The organism is Pseudomonas sp. B7, from assembly GCF_016735645.1.
GTDB classification, from domain to species: Bacteria; Pseudomonadota; Gammaproteobacteria; order Pseudomonadales; family Pseudomonadaceae; genus Aquipseudomonas; species Aquipseudomonas glycinae.
The window spans coordinates 547,654-574,331 of the sequence record NZ_JAERRE010000001.1 but is presented as its reverse complement, the minus strand read 5'-3'; the positions used below and the strand labels follow the sequence as shown (position 1 = coordinate 574,331).

General features: G+C 61.6%; 19 protein-coding genes and 2 pseudogenes. 4 read left to right on the top strand and 17 right to left on the bottom strand.

Annotated features, from left to right (window positions below):
* Positions 1–5: 5 nt before the first annotated feature.
* The 8 genes from gcvP to arcD (JKA62_RS02755) form a co-directional block, all read right to left on the bottom strand.
* On the bottom strand, positions 6–2,858 hold the full coding sequence (gene gcvP, locus JKA62_RS02790) for an aminomethyl-transferring glycine dehydrogenase (RefSeq protein ID WP_201816238.1): 2,853 nt from the start codon (positions 2,856–2,858) through the stop codon (positions 6–8).
* Between the two features lie 10 nt (positions 2,859–2,868).
* Positions 2,869–3,252, bottom strand: coding sequence for a glycine cleavage system protein GcvH (gene gcvH / locus JKA62_RS02785; RefSeq protein WP_011335630.1), 384 nt, complete (start codon positions 3,250–3,252; stop codon positions 2,869–2,871).
* Positions 3,253–3,558: 306 nt separating this feature from the next.
* On the bottom strand, positions 3,559–5,067 hold the full coding sequence (locus tag JKA62_RS02780; RefSeq protein ID WP_011335629.1) for a sigma-54-dependent transcriptional regulator: 1,509 nt from the start codon (positions 5,065–5,067) through the stop codon (positions 3,559–3,561).
* Between the two features lie 279 nt (positions 5,068–5,346).
* Entirely contained in the window at positions 5,347–5,709 is a 363-nt protein-coding gene (locus tag JKA62_RS02775; RefSeq protein ID WP_011335628.1) for a DUF5064 family protein, read from the bottom strand.
* 62 nt (positions 5,710–5,771) lie between these two features.
* Positions 5,772–6,701, bottom strand: a complete 930-nt coding sequence (arcC, locus tag JKA62_RS02770) for a carbamate kinase (protein WP_064383742.1) — start codon at positions 6,699–6,701, stop codon at positions 5,772–5,774.
* A gap of 73 nt (positions 6,702–6,774) precedes the next feature.
* Positions 6,775–7,785 (bottom strand): ornithine carbamoyltransferase, encoded by a 1,011-nt coding sequence (locus JKA62_RS02765; protein WP_201816234.1) that lies wholly within the window; start codon positions 7,783–7,785, stop codon positions 6,775–6,777.
* A gap of 69 nt (positions 7,786–7,854) precedes the next feature.
* On the bottom strand, positions 7,855–9,111 hold the full coding sequence (arcA, locus tag JKA62_RS02760) for an arginine deiminase (protein ID WP_011335625.1): 1,257 nt from the start codon (positions 9,109–9,111) through the stop codon (positions 7,855–7,857).
* A 34-nt stretch (positions 9,112–9,145) separates the two neighbouring features.
* Positions 9,146–10,573: an arginine-ornithine antiporter gene (gene arcD, locus JKA62_RS02755; RefSeq protein ID WP_011335624.1), complete on the bottom strand. Its 1,428-nt coding sequence runs from the start codon at positions 10,571–10,573 to the stop codon at positions 9,146–9,148.
* A gap of 448 nt (positions 10,574–11,021) precedes the next feature.
* Here arcD (JKA62_RS02755) and arcD (JKA62_RS02750) point away from each other — a divergent pair, with 448 nt between their 5' ends.
* Positions 11,022–12,449: an arginine-ornithine antiporter gene (gene arcD, locus JKA62_RS02750; protein WP_201816231.1), complete on the top strand. Its 1,428-nt coding sequence runs from the start codon at positions 11,022–11,024 to the stop codon at positions 12,447–12,449.
* 74 nt (positions 12,450–12,523) lie between these two features.
* Here the strand turns inward: arcD (JKA62_RS02750) and JKA62_RS02745 are convergent, their stop codons facing one another.
* The 9 genes and pseudogenes from JKA62_RS02745 to gap all read right to left on the bottom strand — a co-directional run bounded on the left by JKA62_RS02745 (position 12,524) and on the right by gap (position 22,858).
* The gene (locus JKA62_RS02745; RefSeq protein WP_201816217.1) at positions 12,524–13,870 is read right to left on the bottom strand and encodes a CoA transferase; all 1,347 of its coding nucleotides are present in this window, start codon (positions 13,868–13,870) and stop codon (positions 12,524–12,526) included.
* A gap of 38 nt (positions 13,871–13,908) precedes the next feature.
* A pseudogene (locus JKA62_RS29150) lies at positions 13,909–14,436 on the bottom strand (methyl-accepting chemotaxis protein); the annotation flags it as partial.
* 330 nt (positions 14,437–14,766) lie between these two features.
* Positions 14,767–15,774: pseudogene (locus JKA62_RS29145) on the bottom strand (PDC sensor domain-containing protein); the annotation flags it as partial.
* A gap of 453 nt (positions 15,775–16,227) precedes the next feature.
* A complete protein-coding gene (locus JKA62_RS02735) occupies positions 16,228–16,623 on the bottom strand; it encodes a YbaN family protein (RefSeq protein WP_108563072.1) in 396 nt (131 codons plus the stop codon).
* 91 nt (positions 16,624–16,714) lie between these two features.
* Positions 16,715–17,311 (bottom strand): biliverdin-producing heme oxygenase, encoded by a 597-nt coding sequence (locus tag JKA62_RS02730; RefSeq protein WP_201816213.1) that lies wholly within the window; start codon positions 17,309–17,311, stop codon positions 16,715–16,717.
* Between the two features lie 109 nt (positions 17,312–17,420).
* Entirely contained in the window at positions 17,421–20,006 is a 2,586-nt protein-coding gene (locus tag JKA62_RS02725; protein ID WP_201816211.1) for a TonB-dependent receptor, read from the bottom strand.
* A 122-nt stretch (positions 20,007–20,128) separates the two neighbouring features.
* Positions 20,129–21,094: a FecR family protein gene (locus tag JKA62_RS02720; protein ID WP_011335617.1), complete on the bottom strand. Its 966-nt coding sequence runs from the start codon at positions 21,092–21,094 to the stop codon at positions 20,129–20,131.
* A 124-nt stretch (positions 21,095–21,218) separates the two neighbouring features.
* Positions 21,219–21,737: an RNA polymerase sigma factor gene (locus JKA62_RS02715; RefSeq protein ID WP_201816208.1), complete on the bottom strand. Its 519-nt coding sequence runs from the start codon at positions 21,735–21,737 to the stop codon at positions 21,219–21,221.
* A gap of 119 nt (positions 21,738–21,856) precedes the next feature.
* Positions 21,857–22,858: a type I glyceraldehyde-3-phosphate dehydrogenase gene (gap, locus tag JKA62_RS02710; RefSeq protein WP_085689348.1), complete on the bottom strand. Its 1,002-nt coding sequence runs from the start codon at positions 22,856–22,858 to the stop codon at positions 21,857–21,859.
* Between the two features lie 220 nt (positions 22,859–23,078).
* Between gap and edd the strand changes: the two genes are divergently transcribed.
* The 3 genes from edd (at position 23,079) to JKA62_RS02695 (ending at position 26,669) form a co-directional block, all read left to right on the top strand.
* A complete protein-coding gene (gene edd / locus JKA62_RS02705) occupies positions 23,079–24,905 on the top strand; it encodes a phosphogluconate dehydratase (protein ID WP_064598951.1) in 1,827 nt (608 codons plus the stop codon).
* Entirely contained in the window at positions 24,902–25,858 is a 957-nt protein-coding gene (locus tag JKA62_RS02700; protein WP_201816205.1) for a glucokinase, read from the top strand. Before edd ends, JKA62_RS02700 begins: the two co-directional genes overlap by 4 nt.
* Positions 25,859–25,937: 79 nt before the next feature.
* Positions 25,938–26,669 (top strand): response regulator, encoded by a 732-nt coding sequence (locus tag JKA62_RS02695; RefSeq protein WP_011335612.1) that lies wholly within the window; start codon positions 25,938–25,940, stop codon positions 26,667–26,669.
* Positions 26,670–26,678: the final 9 nt, after the last annotated feature.

The following is a 26,678-nucleotide window of genomic DNA, read 5'->3' as shown; positions in this document are numbered from 1 at the left end:
TTCGTTTAAGCGTAGCTTTCGATCGACGGGCAGGCGCAGACCAGGTTGCGGTCGCCGAACACGTTGTCGACGCGACCGACCGGCGGCCAGTACTTGCCTTCGATCAACGACGCCACCGGGTACACCGCTTGTTCGCGGCTGTACGGGTGAGTCCACTCGCCGACCAGTTCCCCTGCGGTGTGCGGAGCGTTCTTCAGCGGGTTGTCGTCCTTGTCCAGCGTGCCGTTTTCCACCGCGCGGATTTCTTCGCGGATGCGGATCATAGCGTCACAGAAGCGGTCCAGTTCTTCCTTGGATTCGCTTTCGGTCGGCTCGATCATCAGCGTGCCGGCCACCGGGAACGACATGGTCGGGGCGTGGAAGCCGAAGTCGATCAGACGCTTGGCGACGTCATCGACGCTGATGCCGCTACTGTCTTTCAAGGGACGCAGATCGAGGATGCACTCGTGCGCCACCAGACCGTTGCTGCCGGTGTACAGCACTGGGTAGTGCTCTTCCAGGCGACGGGAGATGTAGTTGGCATTGAGGATCGCCAGTTGCGAAGCGCGCTTCAGGCCTGCGCCACCCATCATGCGAATGTACATCCAGGTGATCGGCAGAATGCTCGCGCTGCCGAACGGTGCTGCGCAGACCGCGCCTTCCTTGCGTTCCATGTGGCCGTGGCCCGGCAGGAACGGGGTCAGGTGCGATTTCACGCCGATCGGGCCGACGCCCGGGCCGCCACCGCCGTGCGGAATGCAGAAAGTCTTGTGCAGGTTCAGGTGCGAGACGTCGCCGCCGAACTTGCCCGGTGCGCAGAGGCCGACCATCGCGTTCATGTTGGCGCCGTCGATGTACACCTGGCCGCCGTTGTCATGAATGATGCCGCAGATTTCGCGGATGCCTTCTTCGAACACGCCGTGGGTCGACGGGTAGGTGATCATCAGCGCCGCGAGGTGTTCGCGGTGCTCGATGGCCTTGGCGCGCAGGTCTTCGATGTCCACGTTGCCACGGGCGTCGCACGCGGTCACGACCACGCGCATGCCGGCCATGTTGGCGGTCGCCGGGTTGGTGCCGTGGGCGGACGACGGGATCAGGCAGATGTCGCGACGGTCTTCGCCACGGCTCTGGTGATAGGCGCGAATCGCCAGCAGACCTGCGTACTCACCCTGGGAACCAGCGTTCGGTTGCAGCGAGATCGAGTCGTAACCGGTGGCGGCGCAGAGCATTGCTTCCAGCTCGTCGGTCAGTTGCTGGTAACCGGCGCTTTGCTCGGCCGGGGCGAACGGGTGCAGGGCGCCGAATTCGGCCCAGGTCACCGGGATCATTTCGCTGGCGGCGTTGAGTTTCATGGTGCACGAGCCCAGCGGGATCATGGTGCGATCCAGCGCCAGATCCTTGTCCGCCAGTTTGCGCAGGTAGCGCATCAGCTCGGTTTCCGAGTGATAGCGGTTGAACACCGGGTGGCTGAGGATCGGCGACTGACGAACCAGCGAAGCCGGAATCGTGCTTTGCGCGGCAGCGGCCAGCGCAGCGAAATCCGGCAGAGTCTTGCCGTCGGCGAACAGGCCCCACAGGGTTTCGATGTCGGCCTGGGTGGTGGTTTCGTCGACCGACAGGCCCAGACGCTGAGCGTCGATCACACGCAGGTTGATCTGTTGAGCGCGAGCCTTGTCATGCAGCGCGGCGGTTTGTGCGCCGGTGGCCAGGGTCAGGGTGTCGAAGAAGCTGGTTTGTTCGACGGTCACGCCCAGTGCGCTCAGGCCCTTGGCCAGCATCGCGGTCAGGTGATGCACGCGGTTGGCGATCTGGGTCAGGCCTTTCGGGCCGTGATACACGGCATACATGCTGGCGATGTTGGCCAGCAGCACTTGTGCGGTGCAGATGTTCGACGTGGCTTTCTCGCGGCGGATGTGTTGCTCGCGGGTCTGCATCGCCAGACGCAGGGCCGGCTTGCCGAAGCGGTCAACCGAAACACCGACCAGACGGCCCGGCATGTCGCGCTTGAACGCATCTTTGGTGGAGAAATAAGCCGCGTGCGGGCCACCGAAGCCCAGCGGCACGCCGAAGCGTTGCGCGCTGCCGATGGCCACGTCTGCGCCGAATTCGCCCGGCGGAGTCAGCAGGGTCAGGGCCAGCAGGTCAGCGGCCACGGCGACCAGTGCGTTGGCAGCGTGGAAGCGTTCGGTCAGTTCGCGGTAGTCGAACACATCGCCGTTGCTGGCCGGGTATTGCAGCAGTGCGCCGAAGAACGGCGTCACGTCGGTCAGTTCGCGCTCATCGCCCACCACCACGTCGATGCCCAGTGGCTCGGCACGGGTGCGCAGCACGTCAAGAGTTTGCGTGTGGCTGTGGATCGAGGCGAAGAACTGGTGGCTGCCCTTGTTCTTGCTCAGGCGTTTGCAGAAGGTCATGGCTTCGGCAGCGGCGGTAGCTTCGTCGAGCAGGGAAGCGTTGGCGATCGGCAGGCCGGTGAGGTCGCTGATCAGGGTCTGGAAGTTCAGCAGCGCTTCGAGACGGCCCTGAGAAATTTCTGGCTGGTACGGAGTGTAAGCGGTGTACCAGGCCGGGTTTTCCAGCAGGTTGCGCAGGATCGGCGACGGCGTGTGGCAGTTGTAGTAACCCTGGCCGATGTAGGTCTTGAACAATTGATTCTTGCCGGCGATGCCTTTGATCATTGCCAGGGCATCGGCTTCGCTCAGGCCGTCGTCCAGACCGAGCACGCTGGTGCCCTTGATGCTTTCCGGGATGACGCTGGCGCTCAGGGCTTCGAGCGAGTCGAAGCCGAGGCTGTTGAGCATGGCTTGCTCGTCACCGGCGCGCGGGCCGATGTGACGGGCGATGAATTCGTTGGCAGTGCCGAGATTTACTTGGGTCATGTCAGGTTCCTCAGGCTTCGGCTTGGGCTTTGATCAGGCGGTCGTAGGCGTCCTGATCCAGCAGCTTGGCGACGGCGGTCGCGTCGGCTGGCTTGAAGCGGAAGAACCAGCCTTCGCCCAGCGGATCTTCGTTCACCAGTTCAGGGCTGTCTTCCAGGGCCGGGTTGGTGGCCAGGACTTCACCGTCCAGTGGCATGTAAACGCCGCTGGCGGCTTTTACCGATTCCACGGTGGCGGCTTCGGCGCCTTTCTCGTAAGCCTGCAATTCAGGCAGTTGCACGAACACCACGTCGCCCAGGGCGTTCTGCGCGAAAGCGGTGATGCCAACGGTGACAGAACCATCGGCTTCGGCGCGCAGCCATTCGTGATCTTCAGTAAAACGCAACTCGCTCATGGAATCTCCTAGGGGCCAGACTCGTCTGGTGGACGCGGTGGAATACTCGGGCGGCAATGCCCTGATTTTATGAACGGTTACTTAGCAAGAACGCGGCCAACGTAAAAATATCTTTATAAATCAATAGTTTGATTGATTTGAGGGCGAGCGCGAGTGCGCTGTCTGTAGCGAAATCGCTACAGCGTGAGGCGAAGAAAAAAGCTGAACCGGATCAAAGCCTTGCACAGCGGTGATCGGAGGAGGGTGTAGCGATATCGTTCCGCTGTAGCGCTTTCAGTACAGATGGAGGTCGTTTTTGGCGCGATCTCAGGCTTTGCCCGGAATCCCGTACTTGCGCAGCCGATGGGCAATTGCGGTGTGCGAGGTCTGCAGGCGGCTGGCCAGTTGGCGGGTCGAGGGGTAGCTGACGTAGAGCTTTTCCAGCAGCGATTTTTCGAAGGCTTCGACCGCTTCTTCCAGGCTGTCGACGTCGGTGTCGGTCTGGCGTGCCACGGAGGTGCCGGCGATGTCGAGGTCGCCGATGTCCACCAGGCTGCTTTCGCAAATGGCGGCGGCGCGGAAGATCACGTTCTGCAATTGCCGCACGTTGCCTGGCCAGCGGTTACCGAGCAGCGCCGGATAGGTGCCCGGGGCCAGGCGGCAGACCGGGCGCTGGATCTGCGCGCAGGCCTGCTGCATGAAATAGCGCGCCAGCAACAGAATGTCCTGACCACGTTCACGCAGTGGCGGCACTTCGACGTTGAGCACGTTGAGGCGGTAGAACAGGTCTTCGCGGAACAGGCCTTCGCTGACCATTTTTTCCAGGTCGCGGTGGGTGGCGCTGAGGATCCGCACGTTGACCTTTACCTCTCGGTCACCGCCAACCCGACGGAAGCTGCCGTCGTTGAGAAAGCGCAGCAGTTTGGCCTGCAAGTACGGCGACATCTCGCCGATTTCGTCGAGGAACACCGTGCCCTGGTTGGCCAGCTCCATCAGCCCCGGTTTGCCGCCGCGTTGTGCGCCGGTGAAGGCGCCGGGGGCGTAGCCGAACAGTTCGCTTTCGGCGAGGTTCTCCGGCAGGGCCGCGCAGTTCAGTGCGAGGAATGGCGCACTGTGCCGGGCGCTGATGGCGTGGCAGGCGCGGGCCACCAGTTCCTTGCCGGTGCCGGTTTCGCCCTGGATCAGCAGCGGCGCGTCGAGGGCCGCGACGCGTTGGGCGCGAGCCTTGAGGGTGCGGATTGGCGGCGATTCACCGAGCAGCGCATCAAAGCCTTCGGCATGGTCGTGGTGCAACGCCGAGAGTTGTTCGCCGATGCGGTTGGGTTGATACAGGGTCAGCAGGGCGCCGGCGTCGGTGATCGGCGTGGCGTCCAGCAACAGGGTCTGGCCGTTGACGGTGATTTCCCGCAGCGGCAGGCGGAAGCCTTGTTCGAGCAGGGTTTCGAGCAGGCCCGGATCGTTGAACAGTTCCGAAACGCTTTCGCCAGCCGGCTCGCGGCCGTACAGGGCGATCAGTGCCGGGTTGGCCAGCAGCACCTTGCCGGCGCTGTCCAGTGCCAGCACCGGGTCGGTCATCGCCGCGAGCAATGCGTCGAGCTGCAAGTGCCGACGCTGGCCGGGGAGGATGTCGACCACGGTTACTGCTTCTACACCACGCACGCGAAACAGCGCATCTTTCAGTTCTTCGAGCACTTGCGGGCTCAAGGTCGGGGCGTCGATGTAGACGTTGGGCGGGATCATTTCCACCGCATCCAGATTGAGATTGCGCCCGCCGAGGATAGCCAGGACTTCCTGGGTGATGCCGACGCGGTCGATGAAGCTGACGTGGATACGCATGGGGCGGTTCTGGGTTCTGGAGTGCGGAGGGTGGCAAGTATGCCTTGATGGGGGACTGGGGTGAAATCTTGAGAATGGCGTCGTGCTCGAAATCCACCCCTCACCCCAGCCCTCTCCCCAGAGGGGAGAGGGGGAAAGGGAGCAGATTGGGGGCTTTTCAAAACTTGAGTTCGGCTCGCTATTTCAGGTCGGTGTACCTTGAGCAAGCAACTCGGTCAGCTCCCTCTCCCTCCGGGAGAGGGCTGGGCGGGCGGCGTTCCGATGAGGGGGCTTTTGGGGTTATTCGAAATGCTCGGGATTGACCGGATCCCCGGATTTCATATTCAACTTCATGCGGATGTCCTCAAACATCAGGTCGTAATGCTTGTGCACCGAGCCGATCTGGCTGTGGCTCTTGGGAATGCCGTACTTTTCGGCAATCTGCGTTACGTTGCGGGCGAAGTTGTAGGCTTCCTCCTTGGGCAGAAAGAACGGTTCGTTGACCTCTTTGCCCTGCATGCTGCCATGCAGGGTGAACTGTATCCCTTTGCCTTTCTGAGGATCGGTGAACACTTCATAGTCGAGGTGCACGTTGTAATTGACGTCGTCGTCAGTCAACGCGTGCCGCTCGATATGCAAATGACCGGGTTCGAACTGGGCCATGGTTTTCTCCTTTCAAGGCATGGGAGAAGGGCAGACCTGAGGTCTGCCCCCGGAGTTTCTTTTTATCGGTAGGTGATGCCCGGTGTCGCCGTGCTGACTCGCGTCCCGGCGGTGCCCTGGACGATGGCTTCGATGTCCGAGAGCGAACCGATCACCGCGACCTTGCCAGTATGGCGCGCAAATTCACAGGCTGCCTGCACCTTCGGCCCCATGGAGCCGGCGGCGAAGCCCAGGCGTTCGAGTTCGTCCGGGTGGGCCTGGGCGATGGCTTTCTCGGTGGGTTTCTTGAAGTCGATGTACGCCGCGTTGACGTCGGTGGCGATCACCAGCAAGTCCGCCTCCAGTTGTTCGGCCAGCAGCGCCGAGCACAGGTCCTTGTCGATCACCGCTTCGATGCCTTGCAGCTTGCCGTGAGCGCCATACATGGTCGGGATGCCGCCACCGCCGGCGCAGATCACGATGCTGCCCTTGTCCAGCAGCCACTTGATCGGACGGATTTCGAAGATGCGTTTCGGCCGGGGGCTGGCCACCACACGGCGGAACTTGTCGCCGTCCGGGGCGATGGCCCAGCCTTTTTCAGCGGCGAGTTTTTCTGCTTCGGCCTTCTCGTAGACCGGGCCGATCGGTTTGGTCGGATTCTTGAAAGCCGGGTCGTTGGCGTCGACTTCGACCTGGGTGAGCAGGGTGGCGAACGGGACTTCGAAGTCCAGCAGGTTGCCCAGTTCCTGTTCGATGATGTAGCCGATCATGCCTTCGGTTTCGGCGCCGAGCACGTCCAGCGGGTAAGGGGTGACAGAGGTGTAGGCCGCTGCCTGCAACGACAGCAGGCCGACTTGCGGGCCATTGCCGTGGGCGATGACCAGTTGGTTGCCAGGGTGGATCTTGGCGATTTGCTCGGTGGCGATGCGGATGTTGGCGCGCTGGTTGTCAGCGGTCATCGGCTCACCACGGCGGAGCAGGGCGTTACCGCCCAGAGCTACGACGATACGCATAATGCAGTCCTTTCAGAATTCGGTGAGCCTGCGGGCGCAGCCTTCGGCGACGCCCGCAGGTCAGGGTCAACGCTTACAGATCAGCCAGGGTCGACACCAGAATCGCCTTGATGGTGTGCATGCGGTTTTCCGCTTGCTCGAAGGCGATGCAGGCCGGCGACTCGAACACGTCGTCGGTCACTTCGATGCCGTTGGCCAGGTGCGGATACTGTTCGGCGATCTGTTTGCCGACCTTGGTATCGCTGTTGTGGAACGCCGGCAGGCAGTGCATGAACTTGGTGCGCGGGTTGCCGGTGGCTTTCATCAGCTCGGCGTTGACCTGATACGGCAGCAGTTGCTGGATACGCTCGGCCCAGGCTTCCACCGGCTCGCCCATCGATACCCAGACGTCGGTGTGGATGAAGTCCACGCCTTTGACCGCCGCTTTCGGGTCTTCGGTCAGGGTGATGCGGGCGCCGCTTTCCTCTGCGTATTTTTTGCAGCGATCGACCAGATCGTCGTGCGGCCACAGGGCTTTCGGCGCGCAGATGCGCACATCCATGCCGAGTTTGGCGCCGATCAGCAGCAGCGAGTTGCCCATGTTGTTGCGCGCGTCGCCCAGGTAGGCGTAGCTGATCTCGTGGATCGGCTTGTCGGCGTGCTCACGCATGGTCAGCACGTCGGCGATCATCTGCGTTGGGTGATACTCATCGGTCAGGCCGTTGAACACCGGTACGCCGGCGAACTTGGCCAGCTCTTCGACGATTTCCTGCTTGAAGCCACGGTACTCGATGGCGTCGTACATGCGCCCCAGAACGCGGGCGGTGTCCTTCATGCTTTCCTTGTGGCCGATCTGCGAGGAGTTCGGGTCGATGTAGGTGACGTTGGCGCCCTGGTCATAAGCGGCGACTTCGAACGCGCAGCGGGTGCGGGTCGAGGTTTTTTCGAAGATCAGGGCGATGTTGTTGCCCTTCAGGTGTTGCTGCTCGGTGCCGGTGTACTTGGCGCGCTTCAGGTCGCGGGACAGGTCGAGCAGGTAGCGCAGCTCACGTGGGGTGTGGTGTTCCAGGCTGAGCAGGTTACGGTTGTGAATGTTGAACGCCATGATGATTCTCCTTGGATTCGGTAATCGGCCCGGCCGCGACAGGGTCAGTGCGGCCGGGGAGATGGTCGTTTAGTAATCGATAGGGTCGCGGATGATCGGGCAAGTCATGCAGTGGCCGCCGCCACGGCCGCGACCGAGTTCGCCGGCGCTGATGGTGATGACCTCGACCCCGGCCTTGCGCAGCAGGGTGTTGGTGTAAGTGTTGCGGTCGTAGCCGATGACCACGCCCGGCTCCACGGCCACCACGTTGTTGCCGTCGTCCCATTGCTCGCGTTCGGCGGCGAAGCTGTTGCCGCCGGTTTCGACGACGCGCAGTTTCGGCAGGTTGAGGGCTTTGGCCACGACGTCGAGGAACGTGCCTTCTTCGCGACGGATGTCGATGCCGCCCTGTTTGCTTTCGTCAGGGCGCAGGGTGAAGGCGACGATCTGGTTGACCACTTCCGGGAAGATCGTGACGAGGTCGCGGTCGCAGAAGCTGAACACGGTATCGAGGTGCATCGCGGCGCGAGACTTCGGCAGGCCGGCGACGATGACTTTTTCCACGGCCTTGTTCTTGAACAGGTTCAGCGCCAGTTGGCCGATGGCCTGACGCGACGAGCGCTCGCCCATACCGATCAGCACCACGCCGTTGCCGATTGGCATGACGTCGCCGCCTTCGAGGGTCGAGCTGCCGTGATCCTTGTCCGGGTCGCCGTACCAGATCTCGAAATCGGCGTTGGTGAACTGCGGATGGAATTTGTAGATGGCGGTGGTCAGCAAGGTCTCCTGACGACGCGCCGGCCAGTACATCGGGTTCAGCGTCACGCCACCGTAAATCCAGCAGGTGGTGTCGCGGGTGAACTGGGTGTTCGGCAGCGGCGGCAGAATGAAACTGGAGTGGCCGAGGAAGTCGCGGAACATCTGGATGGTCTTGCCACCGAAGCTGTCCGGCAGGTCATCGGCGGACACGCCGCCAATCAGGAATTCGGCGATGTGTCGCGGCTCCAGGCTTTTCAGCCAGGATTTGACTTCGTTGATCAGGCCCAGGCCCACCGAGTCGGCGGTGACCTTGCGCTCGAGGATCCAGTCCAGCGCTTCGGGGTTGCCGACGATGTCGGTCAGCAGGTTGTGCATTTCCAGCACGTCGATTCCGCGCTCACGCATCTTGGTCACGAAGTCGAAGTGGTCGCGCTTGGCCTGAGCGACCCACAGCACGTCGTCGAACAGCAGTTCATCGCAGTTGTTCGGGGTCAGCCGCTGATGGGCCAGACCTGGGGAGCAAACCATGACTTTGCGCAGTTTGCCGGCTTCGGAATGGACGCCGTACTTAGCTTTTTCCGTGGTCATTTCGGTGATCCTCCAGAGTGAAAACGTTGGGCAATTACAGAGTCAGGAAGCCGTCATACAGTCCGTAGGCAGCCACCAGGGCGCCCACGACCACTGCGGCGAAAATCAGCTTCTCGACGTTGGTGAAAACCGGTTGTTTGAGTTCGAGCTTGGCCTTGGCGAACAGGATCGCGCCGGGGGCATAGAGCAGGGCCGAGAGCAGCAGGTACTTCACGCCACCGGCGTAGAGCAGCCACACCGCATAGATCAGGGCGATGGCGCCGATGATCAGGTCCTTGCGCCGTTCGGCCGCGAAGCCTTCGTAGCTTTCGCCGCGCACCGCCAGCAGCAGGGCGTAGGCCGCCGACCACAGGTACGGCACCAGAATCATCGAAGTGGCGAGGTAGATCAGCGACAGGTAAGTGCTGGCCGAAAACAGAGTGATGATCAGGAACAGCTGCACCATCGCGTTGGTCAGCCACAGGGCGTTGACCGGCACGTGGTTGGCGTTTTCCTTGCGCAGGAACTCCGGCATGGTGTGGTCTTTGGCAGCGGCGAACATGATCTCCGCACACAGCAGCACCCACGACAGCAACGCCCCCAGCAGCGAGATGATCAGACCGACGCTGATCAGCACCGCGCCCCAGTGACCGACCACGTGTTCCAGCACGGCGGCCATCGACGGGTTCTGCAGTTTTGCCAGTTCCGGCTGAGTCATGATGCCCAGCGACAGCACGTTCACCAGCACCAGGAACAGCAGCACGGTGATGAAACCGATCACGGTCGCCTTGCCGACGTCCGAACGTTTTTCCGCCCGGGCCGAGAAGATGCTCGCGCCTTCGATGCCGATGAACACCCACACGGTGACCAGCATCATGTTGCGCACCTGGTTCATCACGCTGCCCAGATCCGGGTTTTTCACGCCCCAGATATCGGCGGTGAAGATGTCCAGTTTGAAGGCGAAGATCGCGATCAATACGAACAGCAGCAGCGGCACGACCTTGGCGACGGTGGTCACGAGGTTGATGAACGCCGCTTCCTTGATCCCGCGCAGTACCAGAAAGTGCACGCCCCACAGCAGGACAGAGGCGCCGATCACGGCTGCAACGGTGTTGCCCTCCCCAAAAATCGGAAAAAAATACCCGAGAGTGCTGAACAGCAGAACGAAGTAACCGACGTTGCCCAGCCAGGCACTGATCCAGTAACCCCAGGCCGAAGAGAAACCCATGTAATCGCCGAAACCGGCCTTGGCGTAGGCGTAGACACCGCCGTCCAGGTCAGGCTTGCGATTGGCCAGGGTTTGGAAGACGAAAGCGAGGGTGAGCATGCCGACAGCGGTGATGGCCCAGCCAATCAGTACCGCGCCGACATCGGCACTGGCGGCCATGTTTTGTGGCAAAGAGAATATCCCGCCACCGATCATTGAGCCGACTACCAACGCGACCAGTGCACCTAGTCGTAGTTTTCCGGGAGCTTCAGACATTGCATGACTCCATTGCAGGAGAGAAGAGTTCACAGCGTAGTTCTGTTGGCTTTTCAAACAGCTGACTTAGATCAGTGCATGGTCACATTCCATTGTTAATGAATGACTTATGAAACGTCTGATGGCATAAGGCTTCTGCGTGTAAAGCCTGTCCTAGAGGCTTTCGGCATATATAGTTGGGAACTTTTCCTATTACTTTCGAGTTATCACGCTAGTCCGTTTTCAAGGTTTGGCAAATTTTTCGCCTCTGTTTCCAGTACAGAATCGAATTATCAGGATTCGCACACAAAATTGCCTATCCGTGCTAGGCATTAGTGCCATCCGCTATATATAAAAGACGTTGATTGGCGTTATTCAATAAACGTACTTACGCTCTAACCGTTTGGTTAATACCGGTTACATGACCATGGGCGGCCAATGCCGACCTCGGGAACCTGGAGACGCTGGAATGTCGCAACCGACGCAAAAACTGCGCCTTGGCGCACTGATCGCCCTGGTGGTGGGTTCGATGATTGGCGGGGGGATTTTTTCCTTGCCGCAAAACATGGCAGCCCGGGCCGATGCCGGCGCCATCCTGATCGGCTGGGGCATCACGGCGATCGGCATGCTCACCCTGGCGTTCGTGTTCCAGACTTTGGCCAATCGCAAGCCGGAACTGGACTCCGGCGTGTATGCCTACGCCAAGGCCGGGTTCGGCGATTACATGGGCTTTTCTTCCGCGTGGGGTTACTGGATCAGCGCCTGGCTGGGCAACGTCGGGTATTTCGTGTTGCTGTTCAGCACCCTCGGCTACTTCTTTCCGGTATTCGGCCAGGGCAATACGCCGATTGCGATTGGCTGCGCTTCGGTGTTGCTGTGGGCCGTGCACTTTCTGGTGATGCGCGGGATCAAGGAAGCCGCGCTGATCAATCAGTTGACCACCGTGGCCAAGATCATTCCGCTGATCATGTTCGTGGTTATCGCCGCCGTGGCGTTCAAGGCCGATATTTTTACCCGCGACATATGGGGCCGCAGCAACCCGAATTTCGGTGGCGTGATGGATCAGGTGCGCAACATGATGCTGGTCACGGTGTTCGTGTTCATCGGTATCGAAGGCGCCAGCGTTTACTCGGCTCGGGCGGAGAAGCGCACCGATGTGGGCCGTGCCACGGTGATCGGTTTCATCGGTGTGCTGGCGCTGCTGGTGCTGGTCAATGTGTTGTCGCTGGGGATCATGAGCCAGCCGGAACTGGCGACCTTGCAGAATCCGTCGCTGGCCGCCGTACTGGAACATATTGTCGGGCCATGTGGTGCGCTGCTGATCAGCGTGGGCCTGGCCATTTCATTGCTCGGTGCGTTGTTGTCGTGGGCGCTGTTGTGCGCCGAGATCCTGTTCGCCACTGCCAAGGACAACACGATGCCGGCGTTCCTGAAAAAGGAAAACGCCAACCATGTGCCGGTCAATGCGTTGTGGCTGACCAACGTGATGATCCAGATTTTCCTGCTGATCACGCTGTTTTCCGCCGGTACTTACACCAGCCTGATTTACCTCGCCTCGTCGATGATTCTGGTGCCGTATCTGTGGTCGGCAGCCTACGCCGTGTTACTCAGCGGACGGGGTGAGACCTATGAACATGCCTCCGCCGAACGTACCAAGGATCTGCTGATCGGCGGTATCGCGCTGTGCTACGCGGTGTGGCTGTTGTATGCCGGCGGGGTGAAATACCTGCTGCTGTCGGCGCTGTTGTATGCGCCGGGCGTGATCCTGTTCGCCAAGGCCAAGCATGAGCAGGGCGAGCCGTTGTTCACCACGCTCGAGAAGGGGATTTTCACCTGCGTCATCGCCGGGGCCGGGCTTGCGGCCTACGGGTTGTACAGCGGCGTGTTGTCCCTGTGAGATTGCGGCTCGACTTTCAGGGGCCTTACGACTGGCCGGCGATGCTCGGGTTTCTCGCGAAAACGGTGGAGAGGTCACCACTGCGCCCGATGTGAACCCAATTCAGTTGCCGGCAAAGTCCACTGCAACGGCGTTCCAGCAATACGCAGCGGCGCCTGAAGCCGATGTGCCGGCCCCCATGGTGTCTGCTCCAAGCTCAAGCTCTGATCCTGTGGATATTCCGGAAGCAACGCCTGGTCAGTCCCCGGTCCATGCTCAATCAACAACTTCGCCGTCCGCGCCAGCGACAACCGCGCCGATCCACCTCGACCACTGCGTAACCGTTCAGCCAGCAACCGAATCACACTCGCCGCCATCAGATACCCCGTCGCATGATCCAGCGCCTGCACCGGCAGCGGTGTCGGTTTGTCCGCCTGCTTCCAGCGCTGCCCGGCCTCGGCGATTCCGCTGCTCATCTGCACCAGACTGTCGAAGCCCCGACGGTTCTGCCACGGGCCGCTCCAGCCGTAGGCGTTGAGGCAAACGTCGATCAGCCCCGGCGCCAGTTGTCGGCGGCGTTCGACGCCGAAGCCGAGATGTTCAAGGGCGTCGGCGCGATAGCCGTGCAGCAGAATGTCGGCATCCTTGAGCAGGCTTTCGAACACTGTGCGATCTGCCGGCACATGCAGATCCAGTCGCGCACAACGTTTGCCGAGGGTCACTTCCGGCACCACGCCGGGTTCGTTCCAGGTCGGCGGGTCGATGCGCAGCACGTTGGCGCCGAGCCCCGCGAGGAAGCGGCTGGCGGTCGGGCCGGCCAGTACGCGGGTCAGATCGAGCACCTTGAGCCCGGCCAATGGCCGCGCCACCGAGCCTTGCCAGGGTTGATGACTTTCTTCTTTCCCGTCACTGAAATGCACCAAGGGTTCGGCATTCACCGCCAACCCTTGGGGATGTTTCTGCCACTGTTCCCAGCTGCGCATCTCAGCCGCACAACCCTTGGCCTCGACCACCGCTTGCTCCAGATCGGCACTGGCCCATTGCGCGACTTTCGCCGCCATCGCTGCGCGGTCTGCACAGGCGCCGAGCACGCGTTCAGCAGCGGCGCGGTGATGCGGGGCGTTGGTGTGCAGGCGGATCCAGCCGTCTTTGGTCGCATAGTCGCCGGCCACCGGATCCCACAGCGGCGGCACTTCCCAGCCGATGGGTCGTAGCGAGGTGGCGAACCAGAACGAGGCGAGGCGACGGTCGACTTCTACGCCGGGCAAGTGACCGGTCTGCTGCTGAAGGAGTTCGGCGACTGCCTGCCCGGCAGCGGCAATGCTCGCGCAGGCAAGGTCAGTAACGGCAAACGCCGAGGGCAGGGCGCCCTCGCCGGTGAACGGAATCGGCGTGGGGGACAAGCCGAGTGCGGCTTGAATGGACGTGAGCAGATCAGTCATCGAAGGCCCTCCGGAAGAGGGCCTGATCATAGATCAAATCAGACGCGGAACTGATCCATCAATTTCATCTGCTGGCTGGCCAGGGCGTTGAGCTGGCTGCTGATCGCCGCCGATTCGGTGGCCTGTTCGGTCAGGGTTTCGGTGACGGTGCGGATCGCCGAGACGTTGCGGTTGACCTCTTCGGCCACCGCGCTCTGCTGTTCGGCGGCGCTGGCGATCTGCAGGTTCATGTCGCTGATCACGGTGACCGCGTCGCTGATCTTGCCGAGGGCGTCCACGGCCTGGCGGATCTGCCCGGCGTTGTTGTGAGCCTGGGTCTGGCTCGAGTGCATGGTCGCGACCACGCCACGGGTGCCGGTCTGGATGCGTTCGATGACCACGCGGATTTCTTCCACCGAATCCTGAGTGCGCTTGGCGAGGTTACGGACTTCGTCGGCCACCACCGCAAAACCACGACCGCTTTCACCGGCACGGGCCGCTTCGATCGCGGCGTTCAGTGCCAGCAGGTTGGTCTGTTCAGCGATGCTGCGGATCACTTCCAGCACCGAACCGATCTGCTCGCTGTTGACTGCCAGCTCTTCGACTTCGGTCACCGCTTTGCTGACTTCGTCCGCCAGTTGATTGATGTCGCGGGTGCTGCGCTCGATGATCGACATGCCGTCCTTGGCCGACTGGTCGGCGCCTTTCGCCGCGTTGGCCGCATTCGAGGCGCTGTTGGCCACGTCGTGGGCGGTGGCGCTCATCTCGTTGGAGGCGGTTGCCACCTGATCGATCTCGCGGAACTGCACCTGCATGCCTTCGCTGGTCTGGCGGGCGATTTCCGACGATTGATCGGCGGTGCCACGGGCCTCGGTGATGCTCTGTTTGATCTGGGCGATGGTCGGTTGCAGCTTGTCGAGGAAGCGGTTGAACCAGTTCACCAGTTCGCCCAGTTCGTCTTTCTTGGTGTAGTTCAGGCGCTGGGTCAGGTCGCCTTCGCCGCTGGCGATGTTCTTCAGCATTTCGGCGACGCTGTTGATCGGGCGGGTCACGCCGGAGGCGGTGAGCCAGATCAGCAGCAGACCGATCAGGCCGGCGATCACGGCCACCGCCAACGCGGTAATCATGCCGGTTTCCTGCGCGTCGTCGAGCACTGCCTGGAGCTTGACCGAGTCGGCCAGCAGCACTTGTTTCGGCAGGTCGATGACCACGCCCCAGGCCCGGGAGTTGCCAATCGGATCGACCGGGTACACGGCGCGGATCAGGTCGCCCTGTTCGAGAATCTTCGGCGTGCCGGCGCTCAGCAGTTGCAAGATGTCCTTGCCTTCGGCACCGAGGGTTTCGGTGATGCCTTTGCCGACTTTGGTTGCGTCGGTGCTGTAGGCGCCCAGCACGCCGCTGCCGGAGACGATCAGCATGTGTCCGGCACTGTTGAACAGCTCACGCTGGGAATTGACGGCCGCCGCTTGCAGCGCATCCAGGGCAATGTCGATGCCGACCACGCCGATGGCCTTGCCGTCCACCAGCAACGGTACGGAAATGGTGGTCATGAGCATTTCCTTGCCGCCCACGGTGTCGGCGTAAGGATCAAGCAGGCAGGTGCGCTTGTTGTCGCGAGGGCAGGTGTACCAGCTGTTGTAAGGCGTGCCGCTGACGCTGAGGGTGGTCTTGTTCATGTCGTCTTCGACCATGATCGTGTTCAGCGACGGACCCGCAGCACGGCTCCAGTAACTGGCGAAACGCCCCGCCTCGTTGGACTGACGCGCGGCATCGTTGGCGAATTCGCTGTCCTTGCCGTCCAGTCCGTTGGGTTCGAACGCCAGCCAGATGCCAAGCACCTTGCTGTTGCGTTCGAAGGCGGTTTTCAGGCTCTGGTTCAACTCTTCACGCAGGGCGCCGGCGTCCAGCGAACGCTTGGCAGCCATGACGCGCATGTCCTTGACCTGGTCGGCCAGGGCGGTGATCACCAGCAGGCTCTCGCCGAAGGTTTTCTGCACTTGCACCGCCTGTTCGGCCGCCTTGGCCTGCAGCAGGTCCTGCACACTGGCGGTGAGCATCTTGCTGCTGGAAGTGCTGACCAGTTCGTCGTTCTGGTTGGTCTGGTAAATATTGATGCCAACGATCAGCGCGACCACACCGAGCAGGCACAGGCCGGAGAGCAGGACGATTTTCAGGCGAATGGACAGAGAGTCGAACATGGGACGTTCTCGCGAATGGATGAACTGTTGGCTAAGAGGCAGGAAGGTGCCCGGTTCGCCAAATCCATTCAGCGCCATTCAATGCTCATCGGCGCGGGGCGGACAGGCATGAATCACAAGCCGACGAGCGGTCGCGGCTAAACGTTTGCGCGGGTAAATACCCTTAAAACAAGGGAAAAATCAGGAAATCTTCGGCAACGCTTCCGGTCGTGACCAGATCCACAGGTTGCCCATCGTCATCCCTGCAATCGCCAGATAAATCGGCCAGCCGTGATCGAGCATCACCAGCATCAGCGTGGCGCACAGCAACATGCTGACGGTGGCGCTGACCTTGGCCTTGCGGGCGATGATCTTGCCGTTGCGCCAGTTGCTCAGGATCGGGCCGAACAGACGATGGTTTTCCAGCCAGGCACTCAGGCGCGGCGAACTGCGGGTCGCGGCCCAGGCAGCGAGCAGGATGAACTCGGTGGTCGGCAGGCCGGGCACGACGATGGCGATCAGGCCGATGCCGAGGCTGACATAGGCGAGCAGGCCGAACAGCAGGCGGGCGAGTCGGGAGGCGGCGGGTTGGGGCATGGGCTCAGCGAGAGACTTATGAAGCGGGATGGGAATCTTACAGGCTTATGCAGTTCCCTGTGGAAGCCAGGCTTCCACAGGAATTAAGCAATCAGGCCGGTTCGGCTTCAGTCGAGTAAGCCTGTTCCAGCAACACGGTGAAGCGGTTGAACGCGTCGATCGCGCCTTGCTCCACTTCGGCTTCCTCTTCAGCGCTGAATTGCAGCGAATCGAGGGTGCGTACAAAGCGCTTCCAGCCTTCGGCACGACCGCCTTCAGGTTCGCCCAGATGACGGGCGCCAAAGGTTTCGCTCAGGTCCAGCGCCACCGCGCGTTTGATCAGGAACGCAGCGCCAAGCTTTGAACCCTCGGACACGAAAATCCAGCCGAGGGCGCGGGCCTTGCTCGGGTTTTTCACCGCGCCGGCGACTGGCGCAGGCACTTCGGTGTCGAGGTCGGCGAGGTCGGCTTTTGCCGCTTCGGCGCGGCAGCGGGTCGGCAGGTCAGGGACGATGGCGGTCAGTTCGGCATCGTTGTACAGCGACACCAGCTCCGACTGGAACAGGTACTGCGCGACCACGAAACGGGCGAAATTGGCGCGGGTCTCGAACGGCGCGTGGGCCTTGACCAGCGCATCGAGCTTGCTGTGCGGCTCGTGGGTGATCTGGTTCAGGCGTTGCGAACGCAGGGCTTTTTCCGGGGTGCTCATGAGATGTCCTTGAAAAGAAGAGGCGCTTGATAACGAGACGTACGGGCAAGCGCCGGACAGTAAAAAAACCTCACGGCGCGGCCATGCGCGCGCCGTGAGGTCATCCGGATCAGATATCCCAGACCAGATTGATCGCGAAGTTGCGACCCGGCTGGGTCAGGCGATCGAGGTTGGCCGGTTGCGTCACCGAGGCTTCGCCGACGCTGTCGTAACCGCGCACGTCATCCCACAGCCAGTATTTCTTGTCGGTCAGGTTGTAGATGCCGCCGCTGACGGTGACGTCGTCGGTGACCTTGTAATAACCGGCCAGATCGAGAATGCCGAAGCCTGGAGTCTTGAACTGACTGCTGACCCCGTCCGGCGATTTGAAGTTGCTGTCGTCGACGCGATCCTTCTTCTTGACCACGGTCCAGCTCAGCAGGCCGCCGTAGTTGTCCTGGTCGTAACCGAGGCCGAACACGCCGGTCAGCGGGTTGACGCTGTTCAACGGCTCGCCGTTGTCGTTGTTGCGTCCGTAGGCGTAGGAGATCGAACCCTGGGTATACAGGCCTTGCGGCGCGCCGAAGGAATCGAGGTTCAGACGACCTTTGACTTCGGCACCCTTAATGGTGGCGTGCTTGATGTTGCTTGACTGGAAGGTCAGCTCGTCGTAGCCAGGGGTGACGGCGTCTTCGTTGATGAAGTCGCGGTACTTGTTATAGAACACCGCCACGTCGAACGAGCCTTGCTCGAAGTTGCCGCGCAGGCCGGTTTCATAGCTTTTGCTTTTTTCCGGTTCCAGGTCCGGGTTCGGCGCCACGTTGTAGCCGGTGGTGCTGTTCTCGAAGCGCCCATACAGCGCTTTCGCGGTCGGGGTGCGGAAGCCTTCGGCGTACTGACCGTACCAGGTGTAGTTTTCGGTCAGTGCGTAGGTCAGGCCGAATTTCGGCGAGACTTTATGCCAGGTCTTGTTCTCGTCGCTGACCGTGCCGTTGCCGTCGGCGGCCACGGTGTTGAGGAACTCCTGGGTGATGTGCGGCTTGAGCTGGGTGTAGTCGTAGCGCAGGCCCGGCAGGAAGGTCCAGTTGTTCCAGCTGATCTGATCCTGGGCGAACAGGCTGTAGGTGTTGATGGTCGGGTCCGGGAAGTCGCTGGACTTTTTCAGCACGTCGGCTGCGCTGGTAGCGCCGATGGCGGTGCAGCCGCGACCGACCGCCAGGCACTTGCCGTCGCCGCTGCGCGAGCCGGTGACTTTCTGCTGCTTGATCGTGGTGCCGTAGGTCAGCACGTGATCGGTGTCACCGATGGCGAATGCCTTGTCCAGTTGCGCGTCGAAGACCCACTGTTTTTCTTCGTAGATCGTGTCGCGGGTGCGCAGGACTTTACGAGTGATCGGGTAATAGAACTCGTCGGTGCTCTGGTCGGTCTTGGCGGTCTGGTGGTTGAGGCTCCACTTCACGTTGTCCGCCAGCAGGCTGTCGAGCTCGAAGCTGTGCTCCAGGCCGAAACGCTCGCGGGTGATGGTGTCGTTGCCGGTGCGCCACTGGTACATGCCGCCGGGCAGCACGCTGTTCGGGATCGTCGGAGCACCGTTGAAGTACGGGCCGCCGTAGGCGCTTTTCTGATCGGTGTCGCGATCATCCTTGTACTTTTCGTAGGTCAGGCCCAGGCGCGAACCTTCGTTGTAGTTCCAGCCGATCTTGGCCAGCACGTTAGTGGCTTTCACGTCTTCCGGGTTGGCGGCGGTGCGTTCCAGGCCCGTGCCGTTGTTGCTGCCGTAGGAATCGGTTTCATGACCGTCGCGCTGGCTGTAGTGCAGCAAGCCGTCGAACTGGTCGGCGCGACCGGCGACGGTGGCGGATTTCAGCCAGCTCTCGTCGGCAGAGCTGTAGCCGGTTTTCAGGCGGGCGCCGACGTCTTTGCCGGGCTTGATGATGTCGTCCGGGTCGAGGGTGTAGTAGCTGACCGCGCCGCCGATGGCGTTGCTGCCGTACAGCACCGAGGCTGGGCCACGGAGGATTTCGACGCGCTTGACGATTTCCGGGTCAACGTAATTGCGCTGGGTCTTGGCGTAAGGGCCATTGAAGAAACCGTCCGGCACTTCGACGCCGTCGACCTGAGTCAGGATGCGGTCGCCGTCGATGCCGCGAATGTTGTAGCCGCTGATCCCGCCGCGCTGGCCGGCGCCGCCGACGGACACGCCCGGCTCGTAGCGCACCAGATCCTTGATGGTGTTGACGTTGTTGCGGTCCAGATCCTGACGGGTCTGTACGGTGACGGTGGCCGGCACGCTGTTGATCGACTGTTCCTGACGGGTGGCGCTGATGGTCACCTGATCAAGATTGAGTGCGCCGCTGCTGGCGCGTTTTTCCAGCACGACGTTGTTGTTGCTCAGTTTGCGGAAGCTCAGGTTGGTCCCCACCAACAGGCGCTCCAGGGCTTTTTCCGGTGGCAGCGAACCGCGCACGCCCGGCGACGACACATCCTGACCCAGTTCCGCCGGCAAACCGACCTGCCAGCCGGTGACCGCGGTGAACGCATTGAGCGCCGACACCAGCGGCTGCTGGGGAATGGCGAACGAGTAGTCGCCCATGTTGCGCGTCGGCTGTTCGGTGGCGGCCATCAGCGGCGCGGTGCCGGCCATCAGAATGGCGGCGGTCAGCAGCGACAGCACGCGGGAAGGGGAAGAAGTCTGGCGGGTAAGGCGAGAGGACATCGATAGCGCTCCGTGTCGCACGAATCTTTATAGGTGCTGATTGATCTCGCGAGATGCGAATCAATTGCATTGGCTATAACGAGACGAACGAGCTTTGGCTATCGAGTAAAAATAATTCTCATTTAGTTCAGAATCACCAGCGCTGGGAATTCCTGAAGCTTGGCCGAGGTGATGTGAGCGAGCGAACGCACCACGTCCAGCGGCTGGTCGAGACGGTAATTGCCAGTGACGGCGACGTCGGCTAACTGTTCGTTGGTGTTGATGATGAAGCCCGGATAGTAGCGGCGCAGTTCCGCCAGCACCTGGTTCAGCGGGCAGTTCTCGAAGATCAGCCGACCCTGCACCCACGCCAGATCGGTAGCGGCGTCGACCTTGGCCGGGTGGTCGAAACCGTTCGGGCCGATGCGGATGCTTTCTCCGGCGGACAGCCGCACCCGTGCATCATCACGGGTCGCACGCAGATCGACATCGCCACGCTGCACCCGCACCTGCGCCACGCCGTCGAGATAACGTACGGCGAACGCGGTGTCGCGCACGCTGGCTTTCACCGGGCCGGCGTCGATTTCCAGCGGCTGACTGCGGCTGGCCGGAATCTCGAAAAATGCTTCGCCCTGATACAGCCGCGCGACCCGCTGCTGATCGTTGATCGTGCTGGAGAAGGCGGAGTTAGTGTTGAGCAGGACCTTCGAACCGTCCTCGAGCTGCAAGCGCTGACGCTCGCCGACCACGGTCAGGTGATCGGCCTGCAGACGCATCGGCAGGTCGCTGAAACTGAATAGCCCGAGCAGCAGCACCGCGGCGGTGGCCAGCGGTTTCCAGTGCGGGCGCAGACGTGTGAGGACGGTGACTTTCTTCGGTTTGGCCGCGAGGTTCTGCGCGCACTGGGCGATCTGCGGGCCGTCCCAGATTGCCTGGGCCCTGGCGAACGCCTCGGCATTCAACGGATCGGCCGCCAGCCAGGCATGGAATTGCCGGGTCTGCTCCTCGTCCGGACTGCCGAGCACGATGAGCCAGTCCAGAGCCTGGTCCATTGCGCTGGCGGCGTCCTGCGCCGATGAAGGCGAAGGGGAGCGGTGGGTGTCCGTCACGGTGTTTCCTCGGCAGTGTCTGTGCACGGCTGTTTTTTTAGTGAAGCGTAAAAGTCGGGCAAGGGTAACAAAGCCCGATGATCAGTGCAGTCGATCCTGAGGTTTACAGAAAAGCCCTACGGCATCAGTCGCCATTCAAACGCTCGGCGACACCGATGCAGATGGTCATGATCAGTTTGAGTTCTTTCTGCACCGTGCTGAGAGAGACGCTCAGTTCTTCGGCGATTTCCTGATAGCTGCGCCCGTGCAGACGGCTGAGGATGAAGATTTGTTGTTGGCGGGGGCTGAGTTCACCGAGGCTCACGTTCAGACGCTCCAGCAATTGTTCGGCGTGGGCGGCGTCTTCGGCGCTGCTGGCGGGGGCGGCGACGCTGTGCACCACGTCCTGCGGCACGTCGTCGACCATGGTGCGTGAATGAATCTTGCGCGCACGCAAATGGTCCAGCGCCAGGTTGCGCGCGGTCTGGAAGACAAAGGGTTCAAGGTGATCGATGGCCCGTTCGCCCAGCGCCCGGGTGACGCGCAGGTAGGTTTCCTGCAACAGGTCTTCGGCGGTGCTGTGGTTGTTGACCATCCGTTCCAGGGTCCGCAGCAGCGAGGTGCGCTGGGCGAGGAAGACGTGATTGAAGTGTGATTGACTCACGGGAGGACCTGATCCATTTCGAGCGAATGATAATGCTTATCATCCGCCCGAATGGTCAAGTGTTGATTTGTCAAAGGTGGGTAAAGCTTTTGCCCGCTCTCAAAAGGGCGGCAGCGGTTTTATTCCGCGTTGCACAGCGCCAGGCAGTTATCGAGCATGCGGTTGGAGAAGCCCCACTCGTTGTCGTACCAGGCAAGTACTTTCAGCAGTTTGCCGCTGGCTTTGGTGTGGTTGGCGTCGAAGATCGACGACAGCGGGTTGTGGTTGAAGTCGCTCGAAACCAGCGGCAGAGTGTTGTAGCCAAGGATCTTCGAATGCTGGCTCGCGGCTTTCATCAGTGCATTGACTTCATCGGCCGAGGCTTCGCGCTTCAACTGCACGGTCAGGTCAACCAGTGACACATTGATCACCGGTACGCGCACGGCCATGCCGGTCAGCTTGCCCGCCAGTTCCGGCAGCACCAGGCCCACGGCTTCGGCAGCGCCGGTCTTGCTCGGGATCATGTTCTGGGTGGCGGAGCGCGCTCGGTACGGGTCGGTGTGATAGACGTCGGTCAGGTTCTGGTCGTTGGTGTAGGCATGAATGGTGGTCATCAGACCGCTTTCGATGCCCAACTCGCGGTGCAGCACTTGCGCGACTGGCGCGAGGCAGTTGGTGGTGCACGACGCGTTGGAAATGATCTGGTGCGACTGGCGCAGAATGTCGTGGTTCACACCGTAAACGACGGTGGCATCGGCGCCTTTGGCCGGGGCCGAGATAATCACTTTGCGTGCGCCGGCGGTAATATGCGCAGCGGCTTTGGCCCGGTCGGTGAACAGACCGGTGCATTCGAACACCACATCAATCTTTTCCGCGGCCCATGGCAGGTCGGCCGGGTTGCGGATGGCGCTGACCGAAATGCGGTCGCCGTTGACGGTCAGGCTCTCGTTGTCATGAGCCACTTCGGCGTCGAATGTGCCATGAACGGTGTCGTACTTGAGCAGATGCGCATTAATCGCGCTGTCGCCCAGATCGTTGATGGCGACGATCTGCAAATCCTGACGATAGCCTTGGGTATACAGTGCGCGCAGGACATTACGGCCGATGCGGCCAAAACCATTGATTGCGATTCGAAGAGTCATTGAACAGCGCCGCCGTCGTTTTGTTGTTGGAATTACAAGATTATTCGCATAAAAATAGAAAACAAGCCTTTTTAGTGGCAATATTTTGTTTTATCTACAACGAGTGACCTGAATCAACTGGTCCGAATGATCAACAAAACCGTTCGTCATCCCACGCGAACGGGCTTTTGATCAGCATAGACAATCAGGTCGCCACATCCGTTAGCCTGGAGTTCTACACATGCATCCCCGCGTTCTTGAGGTCACCGAACGGCTTATCGCCCGCAGCCGCGCCACGCGTCAGGCTTACCTTGCGCTGATTCGCGGCGCTGCAACTGACGGGCCGATGCGCGGCAAACTGCAATGCGCCAACTTCGCCCACGGCGTGGCCGGGTGTGGCAGCGAAGACAAGCACAGCCTGCGGATGATGAACTCGGCCAACATCGCGATTGTTTCGTCATATAACGACATGCTCTCGGCGCACCAGCCGTACGAAGTCTTCCCGGAACAGATCAAGAACGCCCTGCGCGAAATCGGTTCGGTCGGCCAGTTCGCCGGCGGCACGCCTGCCATGTGCGACGGCGTGACCCAGGGCGAGCCGGGCATGGAGCTAAGCCTGCCGAGCCGCGAAGTGATCGCAATGTCGACGGCGGTGGCGCTGTCCCACAACATGTTCGACGGCGCGCTGATGCTCGGCATCTGCGACAAGATCGTGCCGGGCCTGATGATGGGCTCTCTGCGTTTTGGTCACTTGCCGACGATTTTCGTCCCGGGCGGGCCGATGGTCTCGGGGATTTCCAACAAGGAAAAAGCCGACGTGCGGCAGAAGTACGCCGAAGGCAAGGCAACCCGCGAAGAGCTGCTGGAATCGGAAATGAAGTCCTACCACAGCCCCGGCACCTGCACCTTCTACGGCACCGCCAACACCAACCAGTTGCTGATGGAAGTCATGGGCCTGCACTTGCCGGGCGCATCGTTCGTCAACCCGAACACGCCGCTGCGTGAGGCCCTGACTCGCGAAGCCGCGCATCAGGTCACGCGCCTGACCAAACAGAATGGCAACTTCCTGCCGATCGGCGAAATCGTCGACGAGAAGGCGCTGGTCAACTCGATCGTCGCGCTGCACGCCACCGGCGGCTCGACCAACCACACCCTGCATATGCCGGCCATCGCCATGGCGGCAGGCATTCAACTGACCTGGCAGGACATGGCCGACCTCTCCGAAGTCGTGCCGACCCTGAGCCACGTATATCCGAACGGCAAGGCTGACATCAACCACTTCCAGGCGGCGGGCGGCATGTCGTTCCTGATCCGCGAACTGCTCGAAGCCGGCCTGTTGCACGAAGACGTCAACACCGTGCTCGGCCACGGCCTGAGCCAGTACACCAAGGAGCCGTTCCTCGATAACGGCAAGTTGGTGTGGCGCGAAGGCCCGACCGACAGCCTCGACGAAAACATCCTGCGCCCGGTGGCCCGTGCGTTCTCGGCAGAGGGCGGCTTGCGCGTGATGGAGGGCAACCTCGGTCGCGGCGTGATGAAAGTGTCCGCCGTCGCGCTGGAAAACCAGATCGTCGAAGCGCCGGCCATGGTGTTCCAGGATCAGCAGGATCTGGCCGACGCCTTCAAGGCCGGTTTGCTGGAGAAGGATTTTGTCGCGGTGATGCGCTTCCAGGGCCCGCGCTCCAACGGCATGCCGGAACTGCACAAGATGACGCCGTTCCTCGGCGTGCTGCAGGATCGAGGCTTCAAGGTGGCGTTGGTGACAGACGGGCGCATGTCCGGCGCTTCGGGGAAAATCCCGGCGGCGATTCACGTCAGCCCCGAGGCTTATGTCGGCGGCGCTTTGGCGCGCGTGCAAGAGGGCGATATCATCCGCGTCGATGGCGTCAAAGGCACTTTGGAACTCAAGGTGGACGCTGCCGAATTCGCAGCGCGCGAACCCGCCAAAGGCCTGTTGGGCAACAACATCGGCAGCGGTCGCGAACTGTTTGGCTTCATGCGTTTGGCCTTCAGCTCGGCGGAGCAGGGCGCCAGCGCCTTCACTTCTGCCCTGGAGACGCTTAATTGAAACTGGCTTTGGTCGGTGACATCGGAGGCACCAACGCGCGGTTCGCGTTGTGGAAAGATCAGCAGCTCGAATCGGTTCAGGTGCTGGCCACGGCCGACCATGCCAGCCCGGAAGAGGCGATCAGCCTCTACCTCAGCAGGCTCGGTCTGGCGCCGGGCGCCATCGGTTCGGTGTGTCTGTCGGTGGCGGGGCCGGTGAGCGGCGATGAGTTCAAGTTCACCAACAACCACTGGCGCCTGAGCCGCAAGGCGTTCTGCCAGACCTTGCAGGTCGATCAGTTGTTGCTGATCAACGACTTCTCGGCGATGGCGCTGGGCATGACCCGTTTGCAACCCGGCGAATTCCGCGTGGTCTGCGAAGGCACGCCGGAGCCATTGCGCCCGGCGGTAGTGATCGGCCCTGGCACTGGCCTGGGCGTCGGCACCTTGCTCGATCTCGGTGAAGGGCGGTTTGCCGCGTTGCCGGGCGAGGGCGGTCATGTCGATCTGCCGCTGAGCAGTCCGCGTGAAACCCAGCTCTGGCAGCACATCCACAACGAAATCGGCCACGTCAGCGCGGAAACCGCGTTGAGCGGCGGCGGCTTGCCGCGGGTCTACCGGGCGATCTGCGCGGTGGATGGTCATGAACCGAAACTCGATACGCCGGAAGCCATCACTGCGGCGGGGCTTGCAGGCGACCCGATTGCCCTGGAAGTGCTGGAGCAGTTCTGCTGCTGGCTCGGTCGCGTGGCCGGCAACAACGTGCTGACAACGGGCGGCCGTGGCGGGGTGTACATCGTGGGCGGCGTGATTCCGCGTTTTGCCGATTTCTTCCTCGAAAGCGGTTTCGCCCGCAGTTTTGCCGACAAGGGCTGCATGAGCGATTACTTCAAGGGGATTCCGGTGTGGCTGGTGACGGCGCCGTACTCGGGGCTCGTCGGTGCAGGAGTGGCGCTCGAACAATCCGGTCAATGATCATTCCCACGCCGGGCGTGGGAACCCTCGACACATCAGGCATAATCCGCCCAATTCCAACAACAAGGATGCCTTCGAAGTGAGCTCAGTCAACAAGTCGATTTTGTTGGTCGATGACGACCAGGAGATACGCGAGTTGCTGGAAACCTACCTGACCCGCGCGGGTTTTCAGGTACGGGCCACGGCGGATGGCGCCGGTTTTCGTCAGGCGCTTAACGAGGCGCCGAGCGATCTGGTGATCCTCGATGTGATGCTGCCGGATGAAGATGGCTTCAGCCTGTGCCGCTGGGTGCGCCAGCATCCGCGTCAGGCCCAGGTGCCGATCATCATGCTCACCGCCAGTTCCGACGAAGCCGACCGGGTCATCGGCCTGGAGCTCGGCGCCGACGATTACCTCGGCAAACCTTTCAGCCCCCGCGAACTGCAGGCCCGGATCAAGGCCCTGCTGCGCCGCGCCCAATTCGGCCAGGAACGCGGCGGCAGTGAAGTGCTGGCGTTCGATGAATGGCGGCTGGACATGGTCAGCCATCGGCTGTTTCACGCCGACGGCGAGGAGGTGATTCTGTCCGGCGCCGACTTCGCCCTGTTGAAACTGTTTCTTGATCATCCCCAGGAAATCCTCGACCGCGACACCATCGGCAACGCCACCCGTGGCCGCGACCTGATGCCCCTCGACCGCATCGTCGACATGGCCGTCAGCCGTTTGCGCCAGCGTCTGCGCGACACCGAAAAACCGCCGCGCCTGATCCGCACCGTGCGTGGCAGCGGCTACCAACTGGCAGCCAATGTGGTTGCCGGCAATGGTCACTGAGTTCCTGCG